Consider the following 20,997-nt stretch of genomic DNA (forward strand, 5'->3'; position numbering starts at 1 on the left):
TACTCTACACATACCACCCGGAGGCAGTCCGGGATCGAATACAATTCCTAAATCGGAGGTTGATATCCATGGCAAAAGAAATTAAGTTCAGTGAAGAAGCTCGCCGCGCAATGCTTCGCGGTGTGGACGCACTTGCGAATGCGGTTAAAGTAACCCTTGGACCTAAAGGCCGTAACGTGGTACTGGAGAAGAAGTTCGGTTCCCCGCTCATCACGAACGACGGTGTAACGATTGCGAAAGAAATCGAGCTGGAAGATGCGTTTGAAAACATGGGCGCGCAGCTCGTTAAAGAAGTAGCAACAAAAACAAACGATGTTGCCGGTGACGGTACAACAACTGCAACGGTTCTTGCGCAAGCGATGATCCGTGAAGGTCTGAAGAACGTAACTGCGGGTGCAAACCCAATGGTTATCCGTAAGGGTATCGAAAAAGCGGTTCGTGCGGCAATCGAAGAGCTTCAGCGTATCTCCAAGCCAATCGAAGGCAAGCAGTCGATCGCACAGGTTGCGGCAATTTCTGCAGCGGACGACGAAGTTGGCCAGCTGATCGCAGAAGCGATGGAGAAGGTTGGCAACGACGGCGTTATCACGGTAGAAGAATCCAAAGGCTTCGTAACAGAGCTTGAAGTCGTTGAAGGTATGCAGTTCGACCGTGGATACATCTCGCCTTACATGATTACAGACACAGACAAGATGGAAGCTGTTCTTGAGAACCCGCACATCTTGATTACAGACAAGAAGATCACTAACATCCAAGAGATCCTTCCTGTTCTTGAAAAGGTAGTTCAATCCGGTAAGCCGCTTGTAATCATCGCAGAAGACGTAGAAGGCGAAGCGCTGGCAACTCTGGTTGTGAACAAACTGCGCGGCACATTCACTTGCGTAGCGGTTAAAGCTCCTGGCTTCGGCGACCGCCGCAAAGCAATGCTGCAGGACATCGCTGCCCTTACTGGCGGCCAAGTGATCACAGAAGAGCTCGGCCTTGAGCTGAAATCGACTACTCCGGACCAGCTTGGTTCCGCTCGTCAAATCCGTGTTTCCAAAGAAAACACGATCATCGTTGACGGCGCAGGAAACCCGTCCGACATCTCTGCTCGCGTATCGCAAATCCGTACGCAGCTTGAAGAAACGACTTCCGAGTTCGACAAAGAAAAGCTGCAAGAGCGTCTTGCTAAGCTTTCCGGCGGCGTAGCGGTAATTAAGGTTGGCGCAGCAACAGAAACCGAATTGAAAGAGCGCAAGCTCCGCATCGAAGACGCCCTGAACTCCACTCGCGCAGCAGTGGAAGAAGGTATCGTTTCCGGTGGTGGTACTGCACTCGTGAACGTATACAATGCAGTTGCAGCGGTTGTAGCAGAAGGCGACGAGAAGACAGGCGTAAACATCGTTCTGCGCTCCCTCGAAGAGCCGGTTCGCACGATCGCAGCCAACGCGGGTCTGGAAGGCTCCGTTGTGGTTGACCGCCTGAAGAAAGAAGAAGTTGGCGTAGGCTTCAACGCAGCATCCGGCGAGTGGGTGAACATGTTCCAAGCAGGTATCGTTGACCCTGCGAAGGTAACTCGTTCCGCACTGCAAAACGCAGCATCCGTTGCGGCAATGTTCCTGACTACTGAAGCGGTAATCGCCGACAAGCCTGAGAAGGACAAAGGCGGCGCTGCAGGTATGGGCGGCATGGGTGGAATGGGCGGCATGGACGGCATGGGCATGATGTAATCCGCTAATGCGGATTGCGTTGAGGCCATACGGACGACTCGTCCAGCAAGCCTAGCAATACAATAAGGAAGACGGAAGAACCGTCGATGCGTATGCATCGGCGGTTTTTTTTCGTCGAAATAGAGGGTTTCATTTTGCTGCGGAGCGGAAGCTTTTTAGATCTCAAGGTAACTCATTTTTAAGTGCGGTTGCTGATTATTGAAAGGTTTCGGTAGAAGTGCTACAAACTATTGAAACAAATAGGAAACCGATTCGACAAGAAGTATAAAAAATATTATGAATTATGGAAAAATTATGTTGATTTATGTCAAATGGCTCATTATAATAGGAATCACAACTTAGATAAAAAGTAGCATAAATAACTAAAATTTTGATAGAAAGGAGGTAATTAGTCATAGAACCAAACGCCTCATTTGCGAGGCAGATCGACATAGCGTTCCAAGCATTGGCGGAAGAGCTGTCAGTACTTACATCCGGAATTATATACTTGCGGATTTGCAAAAATGGAGTCAACACGTTCGGCATCCGGCATAATCCATATAGCGCGGACAAGTCTCAAGACGACAACAACCTCGGACTATGCGAGCTGCATCAGTATGTGCTTCGAAGGCAAGCAGTGCAGGCAGTAAAGAAACGTGCTAGTTATGCGTTTGGAGAAATTCAGTTTTCGTTTCGGCTTCAGCAAAGTATTTTGTATTCGGATGTCAGCTTTCCTAACTAAGCAGTTAGGATAAGCCATAACGCTGGTTCGTCGATCAAGGGAATGTAGAAGGGAGGCTAATTTATGTTGTTAGAAGGGGTTTCATTAGCACGGCAATTAGAAAGCGCATTTAAGCAATTGGATGAAGAACTGTCCGGTTTGGAATCAGGTATTATATTCTTTTATATTCGTAATAATGTCATTGGAAAATACGGAATCAAGCATGACCCGATTGAATGCAAATCAGGGGTACTCCGCGGTAAAACGACGGAAGTCATGGAACCAAAGGTGAGATTGGCGTTTCGCAAGCTAGCGATCGATTCGCTTCGTTACAAGAAGGGCTGGACCCACGGAGAAATTCAGTTTGAATTCGCCGTGTCGGACAAAGGGCTGAATATTAGCGTTCAGTTTGAGTCGAATTATAATATGTCAAATTATACGTTTGAGTAAGCAGGAGGAGCGGTACCCTTGGTGGTATCGCTTCTTTTTATTTTCTTAAAAAAGATAAGTTATTGTAAATCCATAGCAAGATACAACAATACTTAAATATAATAATCTTAGAACGAAAGCAATGGGAGTTAACGAGAAAGAGCTACGAAACCCAGGGCATAAATCATTTTGGCAAAGGATGGTTTTGTAATGAGAATAGCTGTTGCTGGGATTGGTTATGTGGGATTATCCAATGCGATACTCTTAGCTCAACATAATGAGGTTATTGCCTTTGACATTACGAAAGATAAGGTGGAACAGGTTAACCGAAAACGATCTCCGATTATAGACAGTGAAATTGAAGATTACTTCAAGAGTAAAAACCTCAATTTATCTGCCACAACAGATCCTAACTTGGCATTTCAAGATGCCGATTTTATCATCATTTCTACTCCTACCAATTATGATCCCGAAACGAATTACTTTAATACAAGTACGGTTGAATCGGTCATTTCAAGTGCCTTATCGATTAATCCAAACGCGGTTATGGTCATCAAATCAACCGTACCCGTGGGATTTACGGAAAGCATGAAACAGAAATTTGAAACTGATAATATTATGTTTTCACCGGAATTTTTGAGGGAAGGAAGAGCGCTGTACGATAATCTATATCCATCCAGAATTATTGTTGGTGAAAAATCACAACGTGCAGAGAGGTTTGCGAAATTGCTATCGGAAGGGGCAGTAAAAGAGGATATAAACATTTTATTGACCCATTCCAATGAGGCGGAAGCAATCAAATTGTTTGCTAATACATATTTGGCCATGAGAGTAGCTTTTTTTAATGAACTTGATTCCTTTGCAGAAATGAAGGGATTAAATACAGAACAATTGATTAAAGGCGTAAGCATGGACCCAAGAATAGGTTCTCACTACAACAATCCATCCTTTGGCTATGGTGGATATTGTTTGCCTAAGGACACGAAGCAACTGTTAGCCAACTTTGGAGATATTCCAAACAAAATGATGTCAGCCATTGTGGAAGCCAATCATATTCGGAAGGATCACATCGCACAGAGGATCCATGATAGAAACCCTCAAGTTGTGGGGATCTATAGACTAACGATGAAGATGGATTCAGATAATTTCAGAGATTCCGCAATACTGGGCGTTATAGAGCGCCTTAAAGCAAAAGGAATGGAAGTCGTAGTGTACGAACCCTCGATTTCAGATGAAACTTTTCTTGAGTCAAGGGTCATTCGCGATTTGAGGCAATTTAAACACAATAGTGATGTGATTGTGGCGAATCGAATAACGGAAGAAATTAAAGACATGAAAGAAAAGGTATATTCAAGAGATTTGTTTAGCAGAGACTAGGGCTTGCGGAAAACCTGATTGAAACATGGAGAATGATACTTTATACGTAGTGAATTTAAGAAAAGGGCTTCATGCAGTTTATGCATAAGCCCTTTTCCATTTCATTGAGTTGTTATCGGTATTTCTGCCGACTGTATTAGTTCATAAGCTTCGTTTTCACCAGCAGGCGCTCCAGCATTGTAGCTGCCTGTGCCCGGGTGGCCAGTTCTGTTGGCGCCAGGGTTTGTGGTGTCATCCCTTCAACGATATCTGCCGTTATTGCTGCAGCAAATTCGTTGTGAGCCCAGACGATCTGCTGATTGTCCGTATAACGGTTCAGAAGTGCGATCTGCTGGGAGGAAGAAACCGTTGGCTTTTTCCCGATATAATCAAGCGCACGAACCGTCATCGCAGCCAGCTCTTCCCGTGTAATATAAGCATCGGGACGGAAGGTGCCATCCGAATAACCGTTAATAATACCTGCTTCCGCTGCGATCGCGACTTCCTGCTGGAACCAATCCCGAGAGTTTACGTCTTTGAAGTCTTCCGAAGCGGATTTCCCGCTAAGTCCAATGGCGCGAACCATCAATGCGGCAAATTGAGCGCGAGTGACCTTTCCTTCCGGCTGGAACGATCTTTCCGTCATCCCTTGAAGCAGCAGCTTGCTGGACAAGCGATTAACCGGATGCTTCGCCCAATGACTCTGTACATCTTGGAACGATTTCTCGTAGGCTAGGATCGCGTAGATGCTGCGACCAGGACGATGGATTTTCGCTATTGGCGTATCCCTATCTTGTGTCAGGAACATGGGTACGAACAAGAAGGATTTCGTGGCCTTATCGTAAATAACTCCCGTTGCAATACGGCCGTTTGCATCCTCTGTAAGCTTAACGGTACGCTCGATATAAATGGAGCCGAGATCAAGGTCAAGAATTTTGTCGCCGGATACAGCTGTCAGCTCAATATCGACGTATGGCGACAGAAGATCTGCCCCGCTAAGCTTTTGGACGGCTTGATCCATCTCTGCCTTAAGCTCGTCAGAAGGCTGCTTGATCGTTATTTGGATGTAGTAGTCCATATTCGAAAGGGAAAGCTTATCAGCGTATTCTTCCAGGTCTAGGTGATCCAGTGGAAGTGTGTAGCTGCCTAACTTGTTGTAAACCTTGATGGAAGAACCGTCCTTCGCTGCGGCTTCAACGAGTGCTGATGCCGGAAGAAGTATTTTATCGCCATCGAACTCAATTTCCAGCGTGGAATCTTCCCGAAGAGCTTTCTCCAGATCGGAGGCTGGAACGGTTCCATCAGGGTTTGCCTCTAGTTGATCATCCGGCGAATACCCGCCTCCGCCGCCACTGCTTCCGCCGCTTCCGCTTCCACCACTGCTGTCATCGTCGTCATCATCATCGTCATTGTAAACCGCGTATGTAACCTGGTACACGGAATGGGATACACTTTCAGTTAATCGTAAATTACCGTATAAACCGGGGAGCGCGGAGAAATCGAAATATTTCTTCGTTAAATCCTCCGAGTAGGTAGCGTAAGTAGCTGACGTTGTTGTAATCAGCGTATTCCCCGGGCCATAAACGCTGATCGTAATGCTGCCGTCCGGATCGTTAAAGACGCTGTCCCCTTGCTCAGCATACACACGCCCGGTAACGGTTTGTCCGTTGTAATGGACGCTTTCAAAGCCTGCTCCTAGTGCCAAGGCCGGCATGGCTGTCGTGGATACTAAGGTGAAGAGCAGAAGTCCGGCTGTTTTGGTTTTCCATTCGTTTTGCTTCAAGCTATTTCTCTCCTCCTTGATCGGTTATGTTGCACGCCTTCAACCAACTGGGGTTGGTTCACCGCCTTTCTTTCCTTGTAGCGCATAAAAGTGGATCATTCTGGAAGGCTTGCACGTGATATTTATTCGGGGGAGGAGGTTGGTTTGAGGGGGTTGGGCGGGGAAATGAGGCTATTTTCCCAGTTAGCGGGACTGGGGAATTATGGTTTGGAAGGAGGTCGTCCTAGTAAAATAAAGTTACCTCTGATAGAATCTTGATATAAACAATTGTCGAAGGAGAACGAACTGTGAGACTTCGTCTAGAGCTTTTTAGTCTCACTTGAAGGAAAAATGAGAATGAGTGTCTAAATGTAATTCGGAAAGCTTCATGCCAAAAAGGCTTGAAGCTTTCGTTATATATAAATGCTCATGCTATAATAATCAAATACAATTACCTGGAGGATATATGCGTTACGCAATTGGGATTGACATTGGTGGAACCAAAATCGCAATGGGTGTTGTGGATGAGCTTGGCAATGTATTAGCCTCCCAAGAATTTAAAAATGAGGTTTCGAAAGATCCGAGGGATGCTGTGAAACAAACATCGGAATCTATATCGTGCATGATCGATAAATCTCGAATAGAGGGAGACTTTCTTGGAATTGGTATCGGAGCTCCCGGACCTCTCAACCCTAATGAAGGAAGTCTAATATGCCCCCCAAATTTGCCTAAATGGTGGGACTTTAACATCGTCGAAGAGTTTAGATGTTATTTCTCTAACCCGATTCGAATGGAAAATGACGCAAGTGTAGCTGCCCTAGCTGAAAAGTGGGTTGGAGCCGGTAAGGACTACGAGCAATTGATTTATTTAACAATAAGTACAGGCATTGGTGCAGGAATCATAATTAATGGAAGACTCTACACGGGATCGACAGGAAACGCCGGGGATGTAGGGCATATGGTCATCGATGCGAGTGCAGGGATTTGCAGTTGTGGTCAAGCAGGCTGCTTCGAATGGGTTGCATCAGGTACAGCTCTAGCACGTCAAGGGACAGAATTATTGGGTAGCCCGGTGACCCCAGAGGAAGTATTACAGTTGGCGAAGAATGGAGACCGACAACTCCAATTATTAATTGATCGTTTATTTCTTTATATCGGATCTGGTTGTGTAAGTCTCATTAATACTTTTGATCCCCAGTTGGTAATAATAGGGGGAGGCATATCACAAATCGGCACACCTTTATTTAAGGCAGTCAATGGCTATGTACAGAAATATGCGTTGAACCCATCAGGAAGAACTATTCAAGTCAAGCCTGCCCAACTTAAACGCAATAGTGGTATTGTGGGTGCAGCAGCTCTATTTCTTCAAAACAACTAACAAGAAGGGACAGATATATATGAAGGTAGAACCTTTATTTCTCGATCCTGTTTTTAAGGAGAGGATTTGGGGAGGAACGAAATTAAGGGATAGCTTCGGTTTTGATATTCCATCGAATACAACGGGAGAAGCGTGGACTGTATCAGCGCATGAGAATGGACAAAGCATTGTCCGAAATGGTCAGTACAAGGGTCAAAAGCTTGGAGACCTTTGGAACAAGCATCCAGAGATTTTTGGAGAGCAGGGGAGTGAATTCCCTTTACTTATCAAGATATTGGATGCATCTAAAGACTTATCTATACAAGTACACCCAAGTGATGATTATGCACGTGTTTATGAAAATGGAGGTCTTGGTAAAACGGAGTGTTGGTATATCTTGGAATGTGATCCAGATGCAGAAATTGTTTTTGGGCATCATGCGGAAACAAAAGAGCAATTAAAGAAACTTATTCAATCGGGTGATTGGGAGAGCTTACTTACTAGGGTTAAAGTGAGTAAAGGTGATTTTTTTTATGTCCCCAGTGGAACTTTACACGCACTAGGTAAAGGAATTGTAGTGTTAGAAACGCAACAAAGCTCAGATATTACTTACCGTGTGTACGATTACGATCGGCGGGATGACCAAGGGAATCTTAGGGAACTACATTTGAGTAAAGCTATTGATGTATTAAATGTGCCAAATAAAATTCAAACGAACAGTTTTACTTTTGAAACGATGGAATTTATAAAAAAAACTACGTTTATATCTAATTCGTATTTCACGGTGCAGAAGTTAGATATTAGCGGGACAGCCGAGTTTGAGCATTCCATATCATTTATAATATATAGCGTTATTGAAGGTAATGGTGTTTTGGAATTTGATAAGTCTCAGTATCCATTGGTGAAAGGGGACACGTTTATCATTCCAGTAAATCAGTGTGGGTACAAAATATCAGGAGATATAGAGCTTATTTTATCTAAATTATAGGGGAAAACTAATCCCCCCGGTTCACCCAGGGGGATTAAAGAAGTTATTAATTAAGGCTGCTATTTAATAAGCTTTCAAGTTTATATTTTTCTGTCGAGTCATTGCTCATAAGCTTTGATGCAAGTTGTTCATCATATTTATTTTGTTTCTTCAAGCTTGCCAAATAAAAACGTGCTATTGCTTTGCTTTGTTCATCAGGAAACTGTTCATTTAAGCCTTGTTTCAAAGTAAGTTCTGCATTTTCGTATTTCCCTTGATAATAGTAAACTTGACCAATAGTTAATGCGATTGTAGGCGTCACTTCAAAAATACGTCCTTGTTGCTGACCTTTAGGAAGTTCTTCAAGCTTTTTTAAACGTGCTGTAAACTCTCCTTCATACAATTCAAGAGCCTTATTCCACTCTTCATTTCGTTTCGTTTCATCAGTTGTATTGCCAAGCTGCAAGTAGATTTTCATAAGGCTCTCATACACATTAATATCCCATGGGAATTTAGCTTGTGCCTCTTTAATAATGGTTGCAGCTTTTTCATGATCTTGTTTGAGTAAGGCTAAATTTAATTCGTTTTGGGATGTAATAGAATTGTATGATTCATTTTTCTTAAGGATTGCAACGAGTGTTTCAAACTCTTCAAGAAATTTCACATTATTCGTTTGATTGTACACAGTTTGCAGTAATTGCAGCTTAAAATGCACATATTCTGGATTTGGATATTTGTTAATTGCTTTATCTAAGGGAATTATGGTTTCATTATAGTTTTTGCTCTGCTCAAGAACTTTTTGTGCTTCTTGGTACTGCTTGTTAGCGTTCAACAATCGATACGATTCAAAGAAGAAGAAAACTGCAAGAAGGCTCAAAAGAATAGGATATACGTTTTTCTGCCAACCGGATGCTAATCTCACCTGGAAAGCGAAAGGAGTAAGCTTTGTACCAGCAGTCATGCCTCCTAAGCATAAAAAGACGATAGAACCAATGTAAACATAAGACATATTAAAATCGATGATGCTGTGAACAAGGATGGCCACTGCAATAATAAAATAAGGGAAATAGTTATCCCTTTCTTCCACAGACTGTTTTCTAAAGCTTTGTATATAGAAAACAAAAATTGTGGCAAGAAATAAAACAAGGAAAACAAACCCAACAGAACCGACTTCAATTATATTCTGGATAAAATAGTTGTGTGCTTCTCGGCTTATATAAGGGTTACTTTGATATTTTTCATAAACGGCTGCCCATCCACCGCCACCAGCCCCTAAGACAGGGAAATCTTTAATTACATTAATCGAGTCTGCATAAAAAGCGCCACGTTCCAGTACGGAATGCTGCTGAAAATTAATGTTTTCTAAACGGGCACGAATTTCTTCGGGCAGCATTTTTGTAGCACCAGTCCCGAATAATACCATGAATCCTAGCAACCCGACTACGATCCCGATGGTAGGGATAATAATATTAGAAAAACGCCGCTGCTGAAAGATGGAGAGCTTTGAAGAAACTATTGGTATTATATAACGCTGAATAATTAAAGCAATTAATGCATACGCTAAGGAGCTTCCAAGTATAATAAGCCAGCCTTTAAGGGCTTCAGCTGGTACAAACAAGTTTTGTAGAGAAATCCCTAGGCTTGTAACTGGCTGGAGAATAGCAATCGTGATACCGACGGCAATAAAAAGATAGATCAAGCTAAACAACTGACGAACAACAGACAGGAAAGGGAGGGTCATAAGCAATAATACAGGGAAAACTACAAGAGCTCCCCGAGATAACGTCAATAGCAGCGATAGTACTGCTGGAATCAAGAATAAAGAATTAATGAACACACTGTACCACTTTTTGGAAGAGGTCATTTGAAAGAGAGAATAAAGGATGTATGCCATTATAAAGGCAGCATACGTATTAGGATATTGAAATACAGAAGTAAGTCGGACACCATCTACGGTTGTTAGGACGGCATCTTTGTATATGTTGGTATTCCCTTGACTGTTTAGTCCGTACAAATAAGACCAATCGAATAGCCCCCAGAAGGAAGCATCTCCAAACCAATTCATGAATCCGAAAAGAATAATGAACACAAATGAAATATTAAGACCGCTGAAAAGCACTTTGTTTCCAATTGCTGTTCTACCTATGTAGGCACCAACTAGGTAGATTGTAACGAACAATAAGTGTATGAATATTCCGTTTCGTGCCATATAGACTGAGGCAGATGAAAAGTATGATAAAGTGTAGGATATAGGGATTAGCCAAACCAATATATGGAAAATGTCACTTCGTTCCGTCCATTTTAATGCTTTAAAAAGATAAATAGATAGTAGGACCATCACGAGCGCAAACCATAAAAGACTAGTATAGATCGGTTCATCAAATGTGTAAGACCGACCATTAAATAATGCTCTGTGGAATGGCGCAATCAACAAATATCCTAGAGTAATTAACAAGATCGGCCAAAGCAGCCAGCTTTGATTTGAAGAGGGCAGGGTATTTTTGGGATTTCGGTATGACATTTTTAAACTCCTTCACTGTTAATGGGTACGGTGACGGATAAAATCCATCATTTGTGATTTGAATCGCTCTTCACTAAATAATTCGGCGTGATTACGAATTTGTTGGCGATCAAAGGTTTTGGTCTCGAAATCTAGTATTGCTTTCTTAACATGATCAGCAGACTGTTCATCAAAAAACAATCCGGTCTCACCCTCTACAATGGTTTCTAAGGAGCCTCCCTTCCTAAAGGCAATGACAGGTCGGCCGCAAGCTTGCGCTTCAAGCGGGGTAATACCGAAATCTTCTTCTCCTGGCATAATGAATGCTTGGCATTTGGCGAAATATTCATTCACTTGTTCATCGGGTAGCTCACCGAGCAACTGTACGGTGGGTCCGGCTAGAGCTTGTAAACGGGGGCGGTCATAACCGTCTCCAATAATAATAAGAGGTTTTTTGAGAGCGTTGAAAGCTTCGATTACGATATCCACACGCTTATAAGGTATTAATCGGGAAACGATAAGATAGTACGGTTCAGTTTCTGCGACTACTTTGAAGCGCCGTATATTTACGGGAGGATGAATGACTTCTGATTCTCTACCGTAATACTTTTTAATACGCTTCGCAACGTTATGAGCGTCGGCAATGAAGTAATCTACTCTTTGGGCGGTTAACTGATCCCACATTCGAATTCGGTGAAGAACAAAGGGGAGGACAGCCCGGAAAATTGGATTTGTAATATCCTCTTTCATGTATTGGTGATAAAGATCCCATACGTACCTCATTGGTGTGTAACAATAGCAAATATGGGTTTGATGGGTATTGGTAATGACGCCTTTCGCAAAAGCACTAGAACTGCTAAGAATAAGATCGTACTTCCGAAGGTCAAATTGCTCAACAGCCAAAGGGAATAGTCCAATCATTTTTTTATAGTGTTTTTTAGCAAGAGGAATATTATGAATAAACGATGTCCGGATGTCCGCTTCGCGAAACCTAGGGCTTACTTTCGAAAGATCGGTAAGAAGAGTATAGATCGGTGCATCTGGAAAAAGGTCCATAAAGAGCTCGAGTACTCTTTCTGCTCCGCCATATTGGTTTAAATAATCATGAACTATAGCAACCTTCATAGAATGAAATGCTCCTTATAATAGCTTTTCATAAACACGCCTTGTTTCGCTTGCCGTTTTTGCCCAGTTAAAATGCCCGGCTCTTTCTAAGGATAGGGTTGAAAGGGAATGTAACAAGGTTGAGCTAGAAAGCACCCTCTCCAATTGATTGGCCCATTCCTGCTGATCATATGGATCTATGAGGACCCCATAATTTTTTATTAACTCTGGTATGGATGAAACATTCGATCCCATGACAGGAATTCCACACCCCATAGCTTCAAGGATAGGAAGGCCGAATCCTTCGTAGATCGAAGGCATAACAAAAAGCGAAGCACCATTATAGACTGCTGGAAGATCATTATCATCAATATAACCGGTGAAAATGATGTCATTACTCAGTTTCTGTTCTCGTGTCCATTCATAAATTGGAGATGACTTCCAGCCCTTAGCCCCTACAATGACTAGCTTATGTGGTAACCCAGATTTCTTTCTAAACATTTTATAAGCTTCCATAAAGCCAAGTAAGTTCTTCCTGGGTTCGACTGTTCCTACGAACAAAATATACTTATCAGGTAGATTATACCTTAACATTACATCCGATATTACATGGCTTTGTAAAGGCTGGAACCGGTCGTCAGCGGCAAGATAAATTACTTCGATTTTCTTGTCAGGAATATTTAATAATTCAACAATATCTTGTTTTGTTTGTATAGAATCAGCGATGATGAAATCACACTGGGCTGCACTGTAAGGCGTCCATTTACTGTGATGCTTGTAAATGATGTCGGACGTTGATTCAGGGTATCTCATATAGGCCAAATCATGAATAGTAATAACAGATTTACCCTTAAGTGTTTTTTGGTACGTATAATTTGTTCCATGATAAAGATCAGATTTTGTTTGTGCAAAAAGGTCATAAGGCAAGCTATATAACATATTTGGCTGAAGGAGCCGCCGTATGACTTTATATGGGTAGGGATTGTTGTAGACTTGTGAATGTTTTACGTCATGGTAAATGGATCTAGGAACAGGCTTGAAAATCCGGTTAAAGGAAAGGACAATCTCGTTATCCTCGGCCAAATGATTTGCTAATTGCTTAACATACCGTGCAATTCCGGACGGCGGACCGAGCAGCGGTTGTGCGTCTAAAAAAACTCTCACCGAAAACTCTCCTTTGGTTTAATAAGCTCCCTCGCCTTTTAATACAACAGGTATGGTCTTAAACAAGATTTTCAGGTCCAATCCAAGAGACCAATTTTCAATATAATACACATCTAAATTAACCCATTGTTGAAAAGAAAGATCACTTCTACCGCTAACTTGCCAAAGGCCAGTAATTCCGGGTAATACCTCGAGTCTTCGCCATTCCCAATCGTCGTACAATTCTACCTCATGGGGAAGAGGGGGACGCGGACCGACGAGGCTCATTTCACCTTTTAGCACATTAAAAAGCTGTGGAAGCTCATCAATAGAAAACTTGCGTATAAATTTACCGATTTTTGTAACGCGAGGATCGCTTTTCATTTTAAAGACAATTCCACCGTCTGCATCGTTTTTTTCGAGAAGACTTTGTAATTGGGTTTCAGCATTCAGCACCATCGAACGGAATTTCAGCATTTGTAATGGCTTTCCGTTCTTTCCAATACGTTTTTGCTTATAGAAAATTGGACCTTTACTGTCTAATTTTATAGCTATTGCAGTAAATAAGAAAACAGGAGAGGAAATTATAATAAATAATGAAGCTAGAATAATGTCAAAAAGACGCTTCAATATTAGACCTGCCCCCTGCATAGGTGTTTTGATTAATGAAACGACTGGCAGAGAATTTATGTTACCGATCTGCACGGTACTCATCATTAGGTTATATAGATCGGGAACGATTTTGATTTGGATGTCGATTTTTCTAAGGTCTGTAATTAATTGGTTTACCAGCTTTCGTTCTGATGGAATCGTTATAATTAACTCGTCAATTAGATGTGATTTTAAAATGCCGTTGATTTCACTTGTTTTTCCGAGATAAGAGAAGGTATGGCCCTCTGAATTTGTAGCCTCACTTTTAAAGTCATCAACGTAACCAATTACACGGTAACCAAGCCAACGATGTCGGTCAAGCTCTTCCATTAAAGAGGTACCCACTTTTCCCGCCCCGACAATCATAACGTTTTTGGAAAGAAGCCCTTGATTTGCCATGTAAAAATAAGCTTGTCTTTTTATAACGCGGACAAAGGCAGACATAAGCATGGCACCCAACCAATACCCTACAATAACTAGTCGAGAGAAGTCTCCATACTTCATAAAAAAACTAATGCCTATTGTAATTAGTACGGCAAAAGTATGGGCCTTGGCCATTTTATACAATTCATCAATAAGCCCGAGGGAAGAGCGGAACTTATGAAGTTGGTAACTATATATGAAGATCAAGTAAAAACATGAGGCAAAGAAAAAGAATAAAATATATCTGCCGAGTCGTTCTCCATCCCAATTGGATAAGTCGACCGGTTGATTAAACTCATAAGCTATACGAACTTGATAAAACAACCAGAAAAGCAAACTGACACAAAGACCTTCAATAATCATGAATAAGGCAGCTGTTACTGTTGAGAGTCGCTTCTTGCGTTCAAGTTTATGGTTTATTTCAATCGTTGGAACAATATCTCTGGCTGTTTTAGTGACGATATTCATTGGAATCGAGCCTCCTCCTTCCAAAAAAAGCAAATAATGATTCAACCAGTTGAGGGAAGATTATCATCTGGAAATGAAGTTGAATATTCTGAGATAATATAAGCAATTGTTTATAATTATAATATAAATTATTCGACAATGTCCGATGCAATATTTGTGAGCGAGACCGAAACTATTATATCATAGGACAGATAGCCCTTCCATTTTCTGTTTGCTTACAAGAATCGTAGAAAGGTATAATAAGACGGTGTTGTTTTTCGTCGAAAAATATGATTTATAACCGGAGGTCAACTATGAATATTACAGCGGTTATTATGGCGGGAGGAAAAGGAGAACGCTTTTGGCCAAAGAGCAGGACTAATTTGCCAAAGCAGTTTTTAAATATTTCAGGGAATAAGTCAATGCTCCAGCAAACGATCACTCGACTTGAGCGTTTAATCGATATTGCCCGTATATTTATCGTCACAAATGAACTGTACGCAGAATTAATTCATGCGCAGATTCCTCATCTTCCATTAGACAATATTATTATCGAACCTATTGGCCGAAATACGGCACCGTGTGTAGGGTTGGCTTCGATATTAATTGAAGAGCGTTTTCCGGATTCTACGATGGTTGTCTTACCATCTGATCATATTATTAAAAACGATAGTGAATTTATTCAAATTTTAAAAACTGCTGTACAAGTAAGCACCCAAGGGGATAATCTTGTGACATTGGGGATCTCCCCGAATTATCCAGAGACGGGATACGGTTATATTGAGAGCACTGGAGAAGTCCAGGAAATTAACTCCATGGAAGTGCATCGTGTAAGCCGATTTGTAGAAAAGCCTGATCTTGCTACAGCCAAGAGATACCTAGACTCTGGAAATTTTTATTGGAACAGCGGCATATTTGTTTGGAGAACGAGCGTAATTCGCCAGTATATTCAACAGCTAATGCCGGAAATGCATGATGTATTGGAAACGATGAAAGCTGCGCTGAATTTTCAAGAGCAGCATGAGGTTATCGCCAATGAGTTTCCGAAGATGCCGGATCAGTCCATCGACTATGGGATTATGGAAAAGGTCGATCAGATTTATGTGATTCCGTGTGTTTTCGGCTGGGATGATGTTGGAAGTTGGACAGCGCTTGATCGGATTGACGAACATGATGAGAATGGAAATGTTATCCGGGGCAATATTTTAAATATGGACACCAAGCGGTGTATAATTGAAAGTAATAATGGCAAGCTTATCGCAACACTAGGAATTGAAGATTTGATTGTTGTTGACACTGATGATGTCACCCTTATTTGTACTAAAGATAAGGCACAGGAAATTAAGAAGCTGTTGAAAGAACTGCGGGTCCAAAAATTGGATCAATATTTATAAATATTTAGATAAAAGGAGATAATGAAAATGGAAAAGAGAGCTTTAATCACAGGGATAACAGGTCAAGATGGATCATACTTAGCTGAATTGCTGCTGGAAAAGGGTTACAAGGTGTTTGGTCTTCGAAGAAGAACGAGTGTACCGATACTAGAGAATATTGAGCATATCAAGAACGACATTGAATTTATTGATGGGGATTTACTGGACATGGGCTCACTGATTAACGCAGTGAACATTTCTCAGCCTGATGAGGTCTACAATCTTGCAGCGCAATCGTTTGTGGGAACTTCTTGGATCCAACCGGTTTTAACCGGTGAAGTAACGGGTGTAGGTGTAACAAACATACTGGAAGCCGTAAGGGTCGTTAAACCAGACGCTCGATTTTATCAAGCATCCAGCAGTGAGATGTTTGGCAAGGTTGTTGAAACTCCTCAAAAAGAAACTACACCTTTTTATCCGAGAAGTCCTTACGGTGTTGCTAAGGTGTATGGACACTGGATCACGGTTAACTACCGAGAAAGCTTCGACATGTTCGCATGCTCCGGTATTCTATTTAATCACGAATCTCCGCGTAGAGGGGTAGAATTCGTTACCCGTAAAGTTACAGACGCTGCTGCACGCATTAAGCTCGGACTCCAAAAGGAATTACGAATGGGCAACCTAGATGCACAGCGTGACTGGGGTTTTGCTGGTGACTATGTGAAGGCTATGTGGTTAATGCTGCAGCAAGAAAAGCCGGATGATTACGTTATTGCTACCGGTGAAACTCACACTGTGCAGGAACTTGTAGAAATTGCATTTGGGCATCTTGATTTAAACTGGCGGGATTATGTTGTCATTGATCCGAAGTTTGTTAGACCGGCGGAAGTTGATCTTTTATTAGGTGACCCTTCCAAAGCAAAGCAAAAGCTGGGATGGAAATTAGATGTTGGCTTTGAACAGTTGGTAACAATGATGGTTGAGAGTGACTTGAAAAGAATGGAAAACAATAGATGAAAATCCTTATAACAGGCATTAATGGGTTTGTGGGATCCTATTTAAGGGAACATTTACTTCAACAGAAACAAAAAGTATTTGGGACTTCAAGAAGTTATTCTGATAAATTTGTTTTTAATACTGATTTAATGGATAAACAAAATTTAAAAGAAATAATTATATCCTTAAAGCCTGACATAATATTTCATTTGGCAGCACAAAGTTCGGTTAAGAAATCGTGGGAAGATAAATATAAAACATTTCAAACTAACTTTTTCGCGACATTAACATTATTAGAAACTATAAAAGAATTAGAATTAAGCACCAGGGTGGTTACAATTGGATCAGCTGAAGAATACGGGATTACGAATGGTTCTCCCGTAACAGAAGACTCCTTCATGAATCCTATTAATCCTTATGGTTTAAGTAAAATGGCTGTTGGGTATTTAGTAAAACAATTCTTTTCTGCCTACCAACTAAATGTAGTTCATATTAGGGCTTTCCCACATATTGGACCTGGTCAGAATTCAACTTTTGTAACTCAGGATTTTTCGAAGCAAATAGCACTTATTGAACGTGGAGAACAAGAAGCTAGAATTAACGTTGGAAATATCGATGTAATAAGGGATTTTACTGATGTTAGGGATGTAGTGAAGGCTTATTGGATTGTTGCTATGAATGGGCGGGCTGGTGAAATTTACAATGTGAGCTCAGGAGAGGGCATCAGTTTAAAGGATATATTAAAAATTCTTGTTGGTTATTCGAAGAAATCTATCACAGTAAATGTTGACCCTCAAAAATTTCGCCCAGCCGATATTCCAATATTAATAGGCAGTAATCATAAACTAAAAGCACTTGGTTGGGAAAAAGAAATACCCATAGAAAAAACGTTGTTAGATATATTAGATCAATATAGATCAAAATTGGAGTGATGAAACATTTTAAAGGCAATTTGGCATTATAGAAATTTTATTGCAGGATTAGCTTTTAGAGATTTCAAAACTCGGTATCTAAATTCTTTTTTAGGTGCTATGTGGGCTGTAATAAATCCAATTGCAACTATAGCAGTCTACACTTTTATATTTTCAGAAGTCATGCAAGCTAAACTCCCTAATCTTGATCAAACATGGGCATATAGTGTTTATTTGTGCTCAGGTTTGCTAACATGGCAGTATTTTGTTGAAACAATACAGCGATTACAGAATGTATTTGTGGAACAGAACAACATTATAAAAAAAGTATCTTTTCCTAAGGTGACTCTACCGATTTATGTTATGTTATCCTCAACCCTAAATTTTTCAATTGTATTTATTGTATTTTTAGTTTTTCTTGCGGGTATCGGTCATTTTCCAGGGCTAGAGATTATATGGGTTCTTCCTTTATTCATCATTCAGCAATCATTGGCGTTGGGTATAGGTTTAATGGTTGGAACTCTCAATGTATTTTTTAGGGACTTTGGTCATTTTTCGAATATATTTATTCAGTTCTGGTTTTGGTTTACTCCAATCGTATATACAATACAGATTGTTCCTGATAAATTTAAATCAATTATTTCAATAAACTTTATCATACCTATTTTTCAAAGTTATCAATCACTTTTTTTATACAATAAAGTACCCAATTGGGAAGAATTAAAACCTGTGGTTTTAATAACTGTTGTTCTCCTTGGTCTAGCTTACATGATTTTTCAAAAGTTAAAAAATGAAATGGTGGATGAACTCTAATGAATATTATGGAGATCACCGATCTTGGTAAGAAGTATAAGATTTATAATAAAAAGTATAGTAGGATAATAGAATGGTTAACAGGCTCAAATATTCATGATGAGAAGTGGGTTTTGAAAGGTATTAATTTTAAAGTTCGTGCAGGTGAGTCAATTGGGATTGTTGGACATAATGGTGCAGGTAAAAGTACTTTACTAAAAATTATCACAGGCACAACAAAAGCTTCAAAAGGAACTGTGAAGATTAATGGTCGTATTACAGCTTTATTAGAATTAGGAATGGGTTTTCATCCTGATTTTACTGGAATCGAAAATGTCTATATGACTGGTCAATTAATGGGTTTAAGTAACCAAGAAATTAGTGAGGTTATTCCTAGTATAATTAATTTTGCTGAAATAGGTGACTATTTTTATCAACCACTTCGAACATATTCAAGTGGTATGAATGTTAGATTAGGATTCTCTATAGCTACAGCGGTTCGCCCTGATATCTTGATTGTTGATGAAGCACTTTCAGTTGGAGACGCATATTTTCAACATAAATGTTTTGAAAAAATTAAAGAGTTTAAAGAATTAGGAACTACAATATTTTTTGTGTCACATGATCCAGGAGCTGTAAAAAATTTGTGTGATAGAGCTATTTTACTGGACTCAGGACAGTTAATAAGAGAAGGAACCCCAGTTGAAATCCTTGATTATTATAATGCAATTATTGCTAAGCGCCAGGCTGATTATGAAATTAAACAAACATCAGGTGAAGGCAAGAAATTTGTAACGAGATCTGGGAATAAGGAGGTTCAAATTAAAAGTGTAAATTTAAACGCGAACGCAATTCAAGTAGGGGATCTACTAGAAATAAAAGTAGATATTGAATGTTTAAAAGGATCTGTTGAAAATCCGACAATAGGATTTGTTATAAAAGACCGTTTGGGAAATGAAATATTTGGAACTAACACATATTATCTAAACTATAATCTTGGCAAAATAGAGGAAAACGTCAGCAAATGTGTTGTATTTAAATTGCCTGCAAATTTTGGAGTCGGAAATTATAGCGTAACAGTTGCTGTTCATGACAGTTTTTCGCATGTGAGTCGAAATTATGACTGGTGGGATCAGGTGGAAACATTCCAAGTTATTCCTGGGGATGAACCACATTTTGTCGGGGTTGCATTCACTCAAACATCAGTAACAACTACTACAACAAATAAGTTTCCTGTTTTAAAGGAGGGATTGGAATGAAGGAACAAAGATCTGTTACTGTAATAATGAAGGAAATTGAGAATCAGTTATTAATTGAATCCGATGATGTGATGTTTTTAGAAACATCAAATATTAACACTATTGGAACTAGTGAGGTAAGTAACCTTAACCAAGTATGGAATGTACCAGGTGATATTCCGATTATTCCGTCAAGTAATAACAGTAAAGGTAAAATCGTTTTTTATATAAAAAAAGTTGTAAATAAATTAATTAATTGGCGCTTGACTTTTATTACTGATAATCAAAGAAATTTTAATGCAACAGCCGTTCGAGTAATTAATCATCTTAATGAAGAACTAAATGAATCGCGAAAACATATTGAAAGGGTAGAAGATGAATTATCTTTCTTAAAGAAAGAAATCGAATTGGAAAGAGCTACTCTATTTAATCAAATAAATAGTATAAAAAAAGAAAAAGAAAAGTCACTACCTATAATAAATTATCTGGAATTCGAAAATAAGTTTAGGGGTAGTAATAAATTCATTAAAGATCATATGAGTAATTATTTGGTGTACTTAGACCAAGGGATGAAAGTATTGGATTTAGGTTGCGGTCGTGGAGAGTTTATGGAGTTACTAAAAGAAAACGAGATCGAAGCATTGGGTGTAGATAGTAATTCTCATATGGTAGAGTTTTGTCACTCAAATTCACTAAACGTAATACAAGATGATATTATTAATTTTCTTGCAAAAACCAAGCAAACATTTGACTGTATTTTTATATCCCAAGTTGTTGAACATCTAAAAGTTAGAGATTTAATAAAATTAATCGAATTAGCACACAACAGATTAAACGTAAACGGTTTGTTAATAATTGAAACTCCAAATCCTGAAACAATATTAGTTTCTTCATATACTTTTAACTTAGATTATTCACATGAAAAGCCATTGCCTCCTAGTCTTCTAGGTTATTTAATAGAATCGCAAAATTTTGATTTATTAGAGACTTTACGCTTTCACCCTTTCCCAACAGAGGAGATGCTACCTGAAAGTGTTAGTGATAATCACCTGATAAATAAGAATTTTCAAAAGTTAAATCAATTGTTGTATGGACCTAGGGATTATGCTGTAATCGCTAGAAAAAAGGAGATTTAG

General features: G+C 40.0%; 17 protein-coding genes. 12 read left to right on the forward strand and 5 right to left on the reverse strand.

Annotated elements, in window-relative coordinates; genetic code table 11:
• The first annotated feature begins 68 nt into the window (after nt 1-68).
• The 4 genes from groL (at nt 69) to GQS10_RS08805 (ending at nt 4,218) form a co-directional block, all read left to right on the forward strand.
• Nucleotides 69-1,712, forward strand: a complete 1,644-nt coding sequence (gene groL / locus GQS10_RS08790) for a chaperonin GroEL (protein ID WP_166241144.1) — start codon at nt 69-71, stop codon at nt 1,710-1,712.
• Between the two features lie 487 nt (nt 1,713-2,199).
• On the forward strand, nt 2,200-2,433 hold the full coding sequence (locus GQS10_RS08795; RefSeq protein ID WP_166241146.1) for a hypothetical protein: 234 nt from the start codon (nt 2,200-2,202) through the stop codon (nt 2,431-2,433).
• Between the two features lie 63 nt (nt 2,434-2,496).
• The gene (locus GQS10_RS08800; protein ID WP_166241148.1) at nt 2,497-2,862 is read left to right on the forward strand and encodes an O-methyltransferase; all 366 of its coding nucleotides are present in this window, start codon (nt 2,497-2,499) and stop codon (nt 2,860-2,862) included.
• 189 nt (nt 2,863-3,051) lie between these two features.
• A complete protein-coding gene (locus GQS10_RS08805) occupies nt 3,052-4,218 on the forward strand; it encodes a nucleotide sugar dehydrogenase (protein ID WP_166241150.1) in 1,167 nt (388 codons plus the stop codon).
• 136 nt (nt 4,219-4,354) lie between these two features.
• Here GQS10_RS08805 and GQS10_RS08810 read toward each other — a convergent pair whose 3' ends face one another.
• Nucleotides 4,355-5,980 carry an S-layer homology domain-containing protein gene (locus tag GQS10_RS08810; RefSeq protein WP_166241152.1) on the reverse strand — a complete coding sequence of 542 codons (1,626 nt, stop codon included), beginning with the start codon at nt 5,978-5,980 and terminating at the stop codon, nt 4,355-4,357.
• Nucleotides 5,981-6,347: 367 nt separating this feature from the next.
• On the opposite strand from GQS10_RS08810, the gene GQS10_RS08815 reads away from it, so the two are divergent.
• Nucleotides 6,348-7,337, forward strand: coding sequence for an ROK family protein (locus GQS10_RS08815; RefSeq protein ID WP_243735060.1), 990 nt, complete (start codon nt 6,348-6,350; stop codon nt 7,335-7,337).
• Nucleotides 7,338-7,356: 19 nt separating this feature from the next.
• Nucleotides 7,357-8,304, forward strand: coding sequence for a mannose-6-phosphate isomerase, class I (gene manA / locus GQS10_RS08820; RefSeq protein WP_166241154.1), 948 nt, complete (start codon nt 7,357-7,359; stop codon nt 8,302-8,304).
• Nucleotides 8,305-8,350: 46 nt separating this feature from the next.
• On the opposite strand, the gene GQS10_RS08825 is transcribed toward manA, so the two are convergent.
• The 4 genes from GQS10_RS08825 to GQS10_RS08840 form a co-directional block, all read right to left on the reverse strand.
• On the reverse strand, nt 8,351-10,348 hold the full coding sequence (locus tag GQS10_RS08825) for an O-antigen ligase family protein (RefSeq protein WP_166241156.1): 1,998 nt from the start codon (nt 10,346-10,348) through the stop codon (nt 8,351-8,353).
• A 474-nt stretch (nt 10,349-10,822) separates the two neighbouring features.
• Entirely contained in the window at nt 10,823-11,908 is a 1,086-nt protein-coding gene (locus GQS10_RS08830; RefSeq protein ID WP_166241158.1) for a glycosyltransferase, read from the reverse strand.
• A 15-nt stretch (nt 11,909-11,923) separates the two neighbouring features.
• Nucleotides 11,924-13,051 carry a glycosyltransferase gene (locus GQS10_RS08835; RefSeq protein WP_166241160.1) on the reverse strand — a complete coding sequence of 376 codons (1,128 nt, stop codon included), beginning with the start codon at nt 13,049-13,051 and terminating at the stop codon, nt 11,924-11,926.
• An 18-nt stretch (nt 13,052-13,069) separates the two neighbouring features.
• On the reverse strand, nt 13,070-14,572 hold the full coding sequence (locus GQS10_RS08840; RefSeq protein WP_166241162.1) for a sugar transferase: 1,503 nt from the start codon (nt 14,570-14,572) through the stop codon (nt 13,070-13,072).
• A 293-nt stretch (nt 14,573-14,865) separates the two neighbouring features.
• Between GQS10_RS08840 and GQS10_RS08845 the strand changes: the two genes are divergently transcribed.
• Genes GQS10_RS08845 through GQS10_RS08870 form a run of 6 tightly spaced genes read left to right on the forward strand, consistent with a single transcriptional unit; the run spans nt 14,866 to nt 20,997 of the window.
• Complete coding sequence (locus tag GQS10_RS08845; RefSeq protein ID WP_166241164.1) at nt 14,866-15,945, forward strand: mannose-1-phosphate guanylyltransferase; 1,080 nt, start codon at nt 14,866-14,868, stop codon at nt 15,943-15,945.
• A gap of 27 nt (nt 15,946-15,972) precedes the next feature.
• Entirely contained in the window at nt 15,973-16,941 is a 969-nt protein-coding gene (gene gmd, locus GQS10_RS08850; RefSeq protein ID WP_166241166.1) for a GDP-mannose 4,6-dehydratase, read from the forward strand.
• Nucleotides 16,938-17,852, forward strand: coding sequence for a GDP-mannose 4,6-dehydratase (locus GQS10_RS08855; RefSeq protein WP_166241168.1), 915 nt, complete (start codon nt 16,938-16,940; stop codon nt 17,850-17,852). Before gmd ends, GQS10_RS08855 begins: the two co-directional genes overlap by 4 nt.
• Before the next feature lie 39 nt (nt 17,853-17,891).
• Nucleotides 17,892-18,644, forward strand: a complete 753-nt coding sequence (locus GQS10_RS08860) for an ABC transporter permease (protein WP_341805038.1) — start codon at nt 17,892-17,894, stop codon at nt 18,642-18,644.
• Entirely contained in the window at nt 18,644-19,882 is a 1,239-nt protein-coding gene (locus GQS10_RS08865) for an ABC transporter ATP-binding protein (protein WP_166241170.1), read from the forward strand. The genes GQS10_RS08860 and GQS10_RS08865 overlap by 1 nt, the downstream gene beginning before the upstream one ends.
• Nucleotides 19,879-20,997 carry a class I SAM-dependent methyltransferase gene (locus tag GQS10_RS08870; RefSeq protein WP_166241172.1) on the forward strand — a complete coding sequence of 373 codons (1,119 nt, stop codon included), beginning with the start codon at nt 19,879-19,881 and terminating at the stop codon, nt 20,995-20,997. Before GQS10_RS08865 ends, GQS10_RS08870 begins: the two co-directional genes overlap by 4 nt.

It is taken from the genome of Paenibacillus turpanensis, assembly GCF_011421635.1.
In the GTDB taxonomy this organism is placed as follows: domain Bacteria; phylum Bacillota; class Bacilli; order Paenibacillales; family YIM-B00363; genus Paenibacillus_AK; species Paenibacillus_AK turpanensis.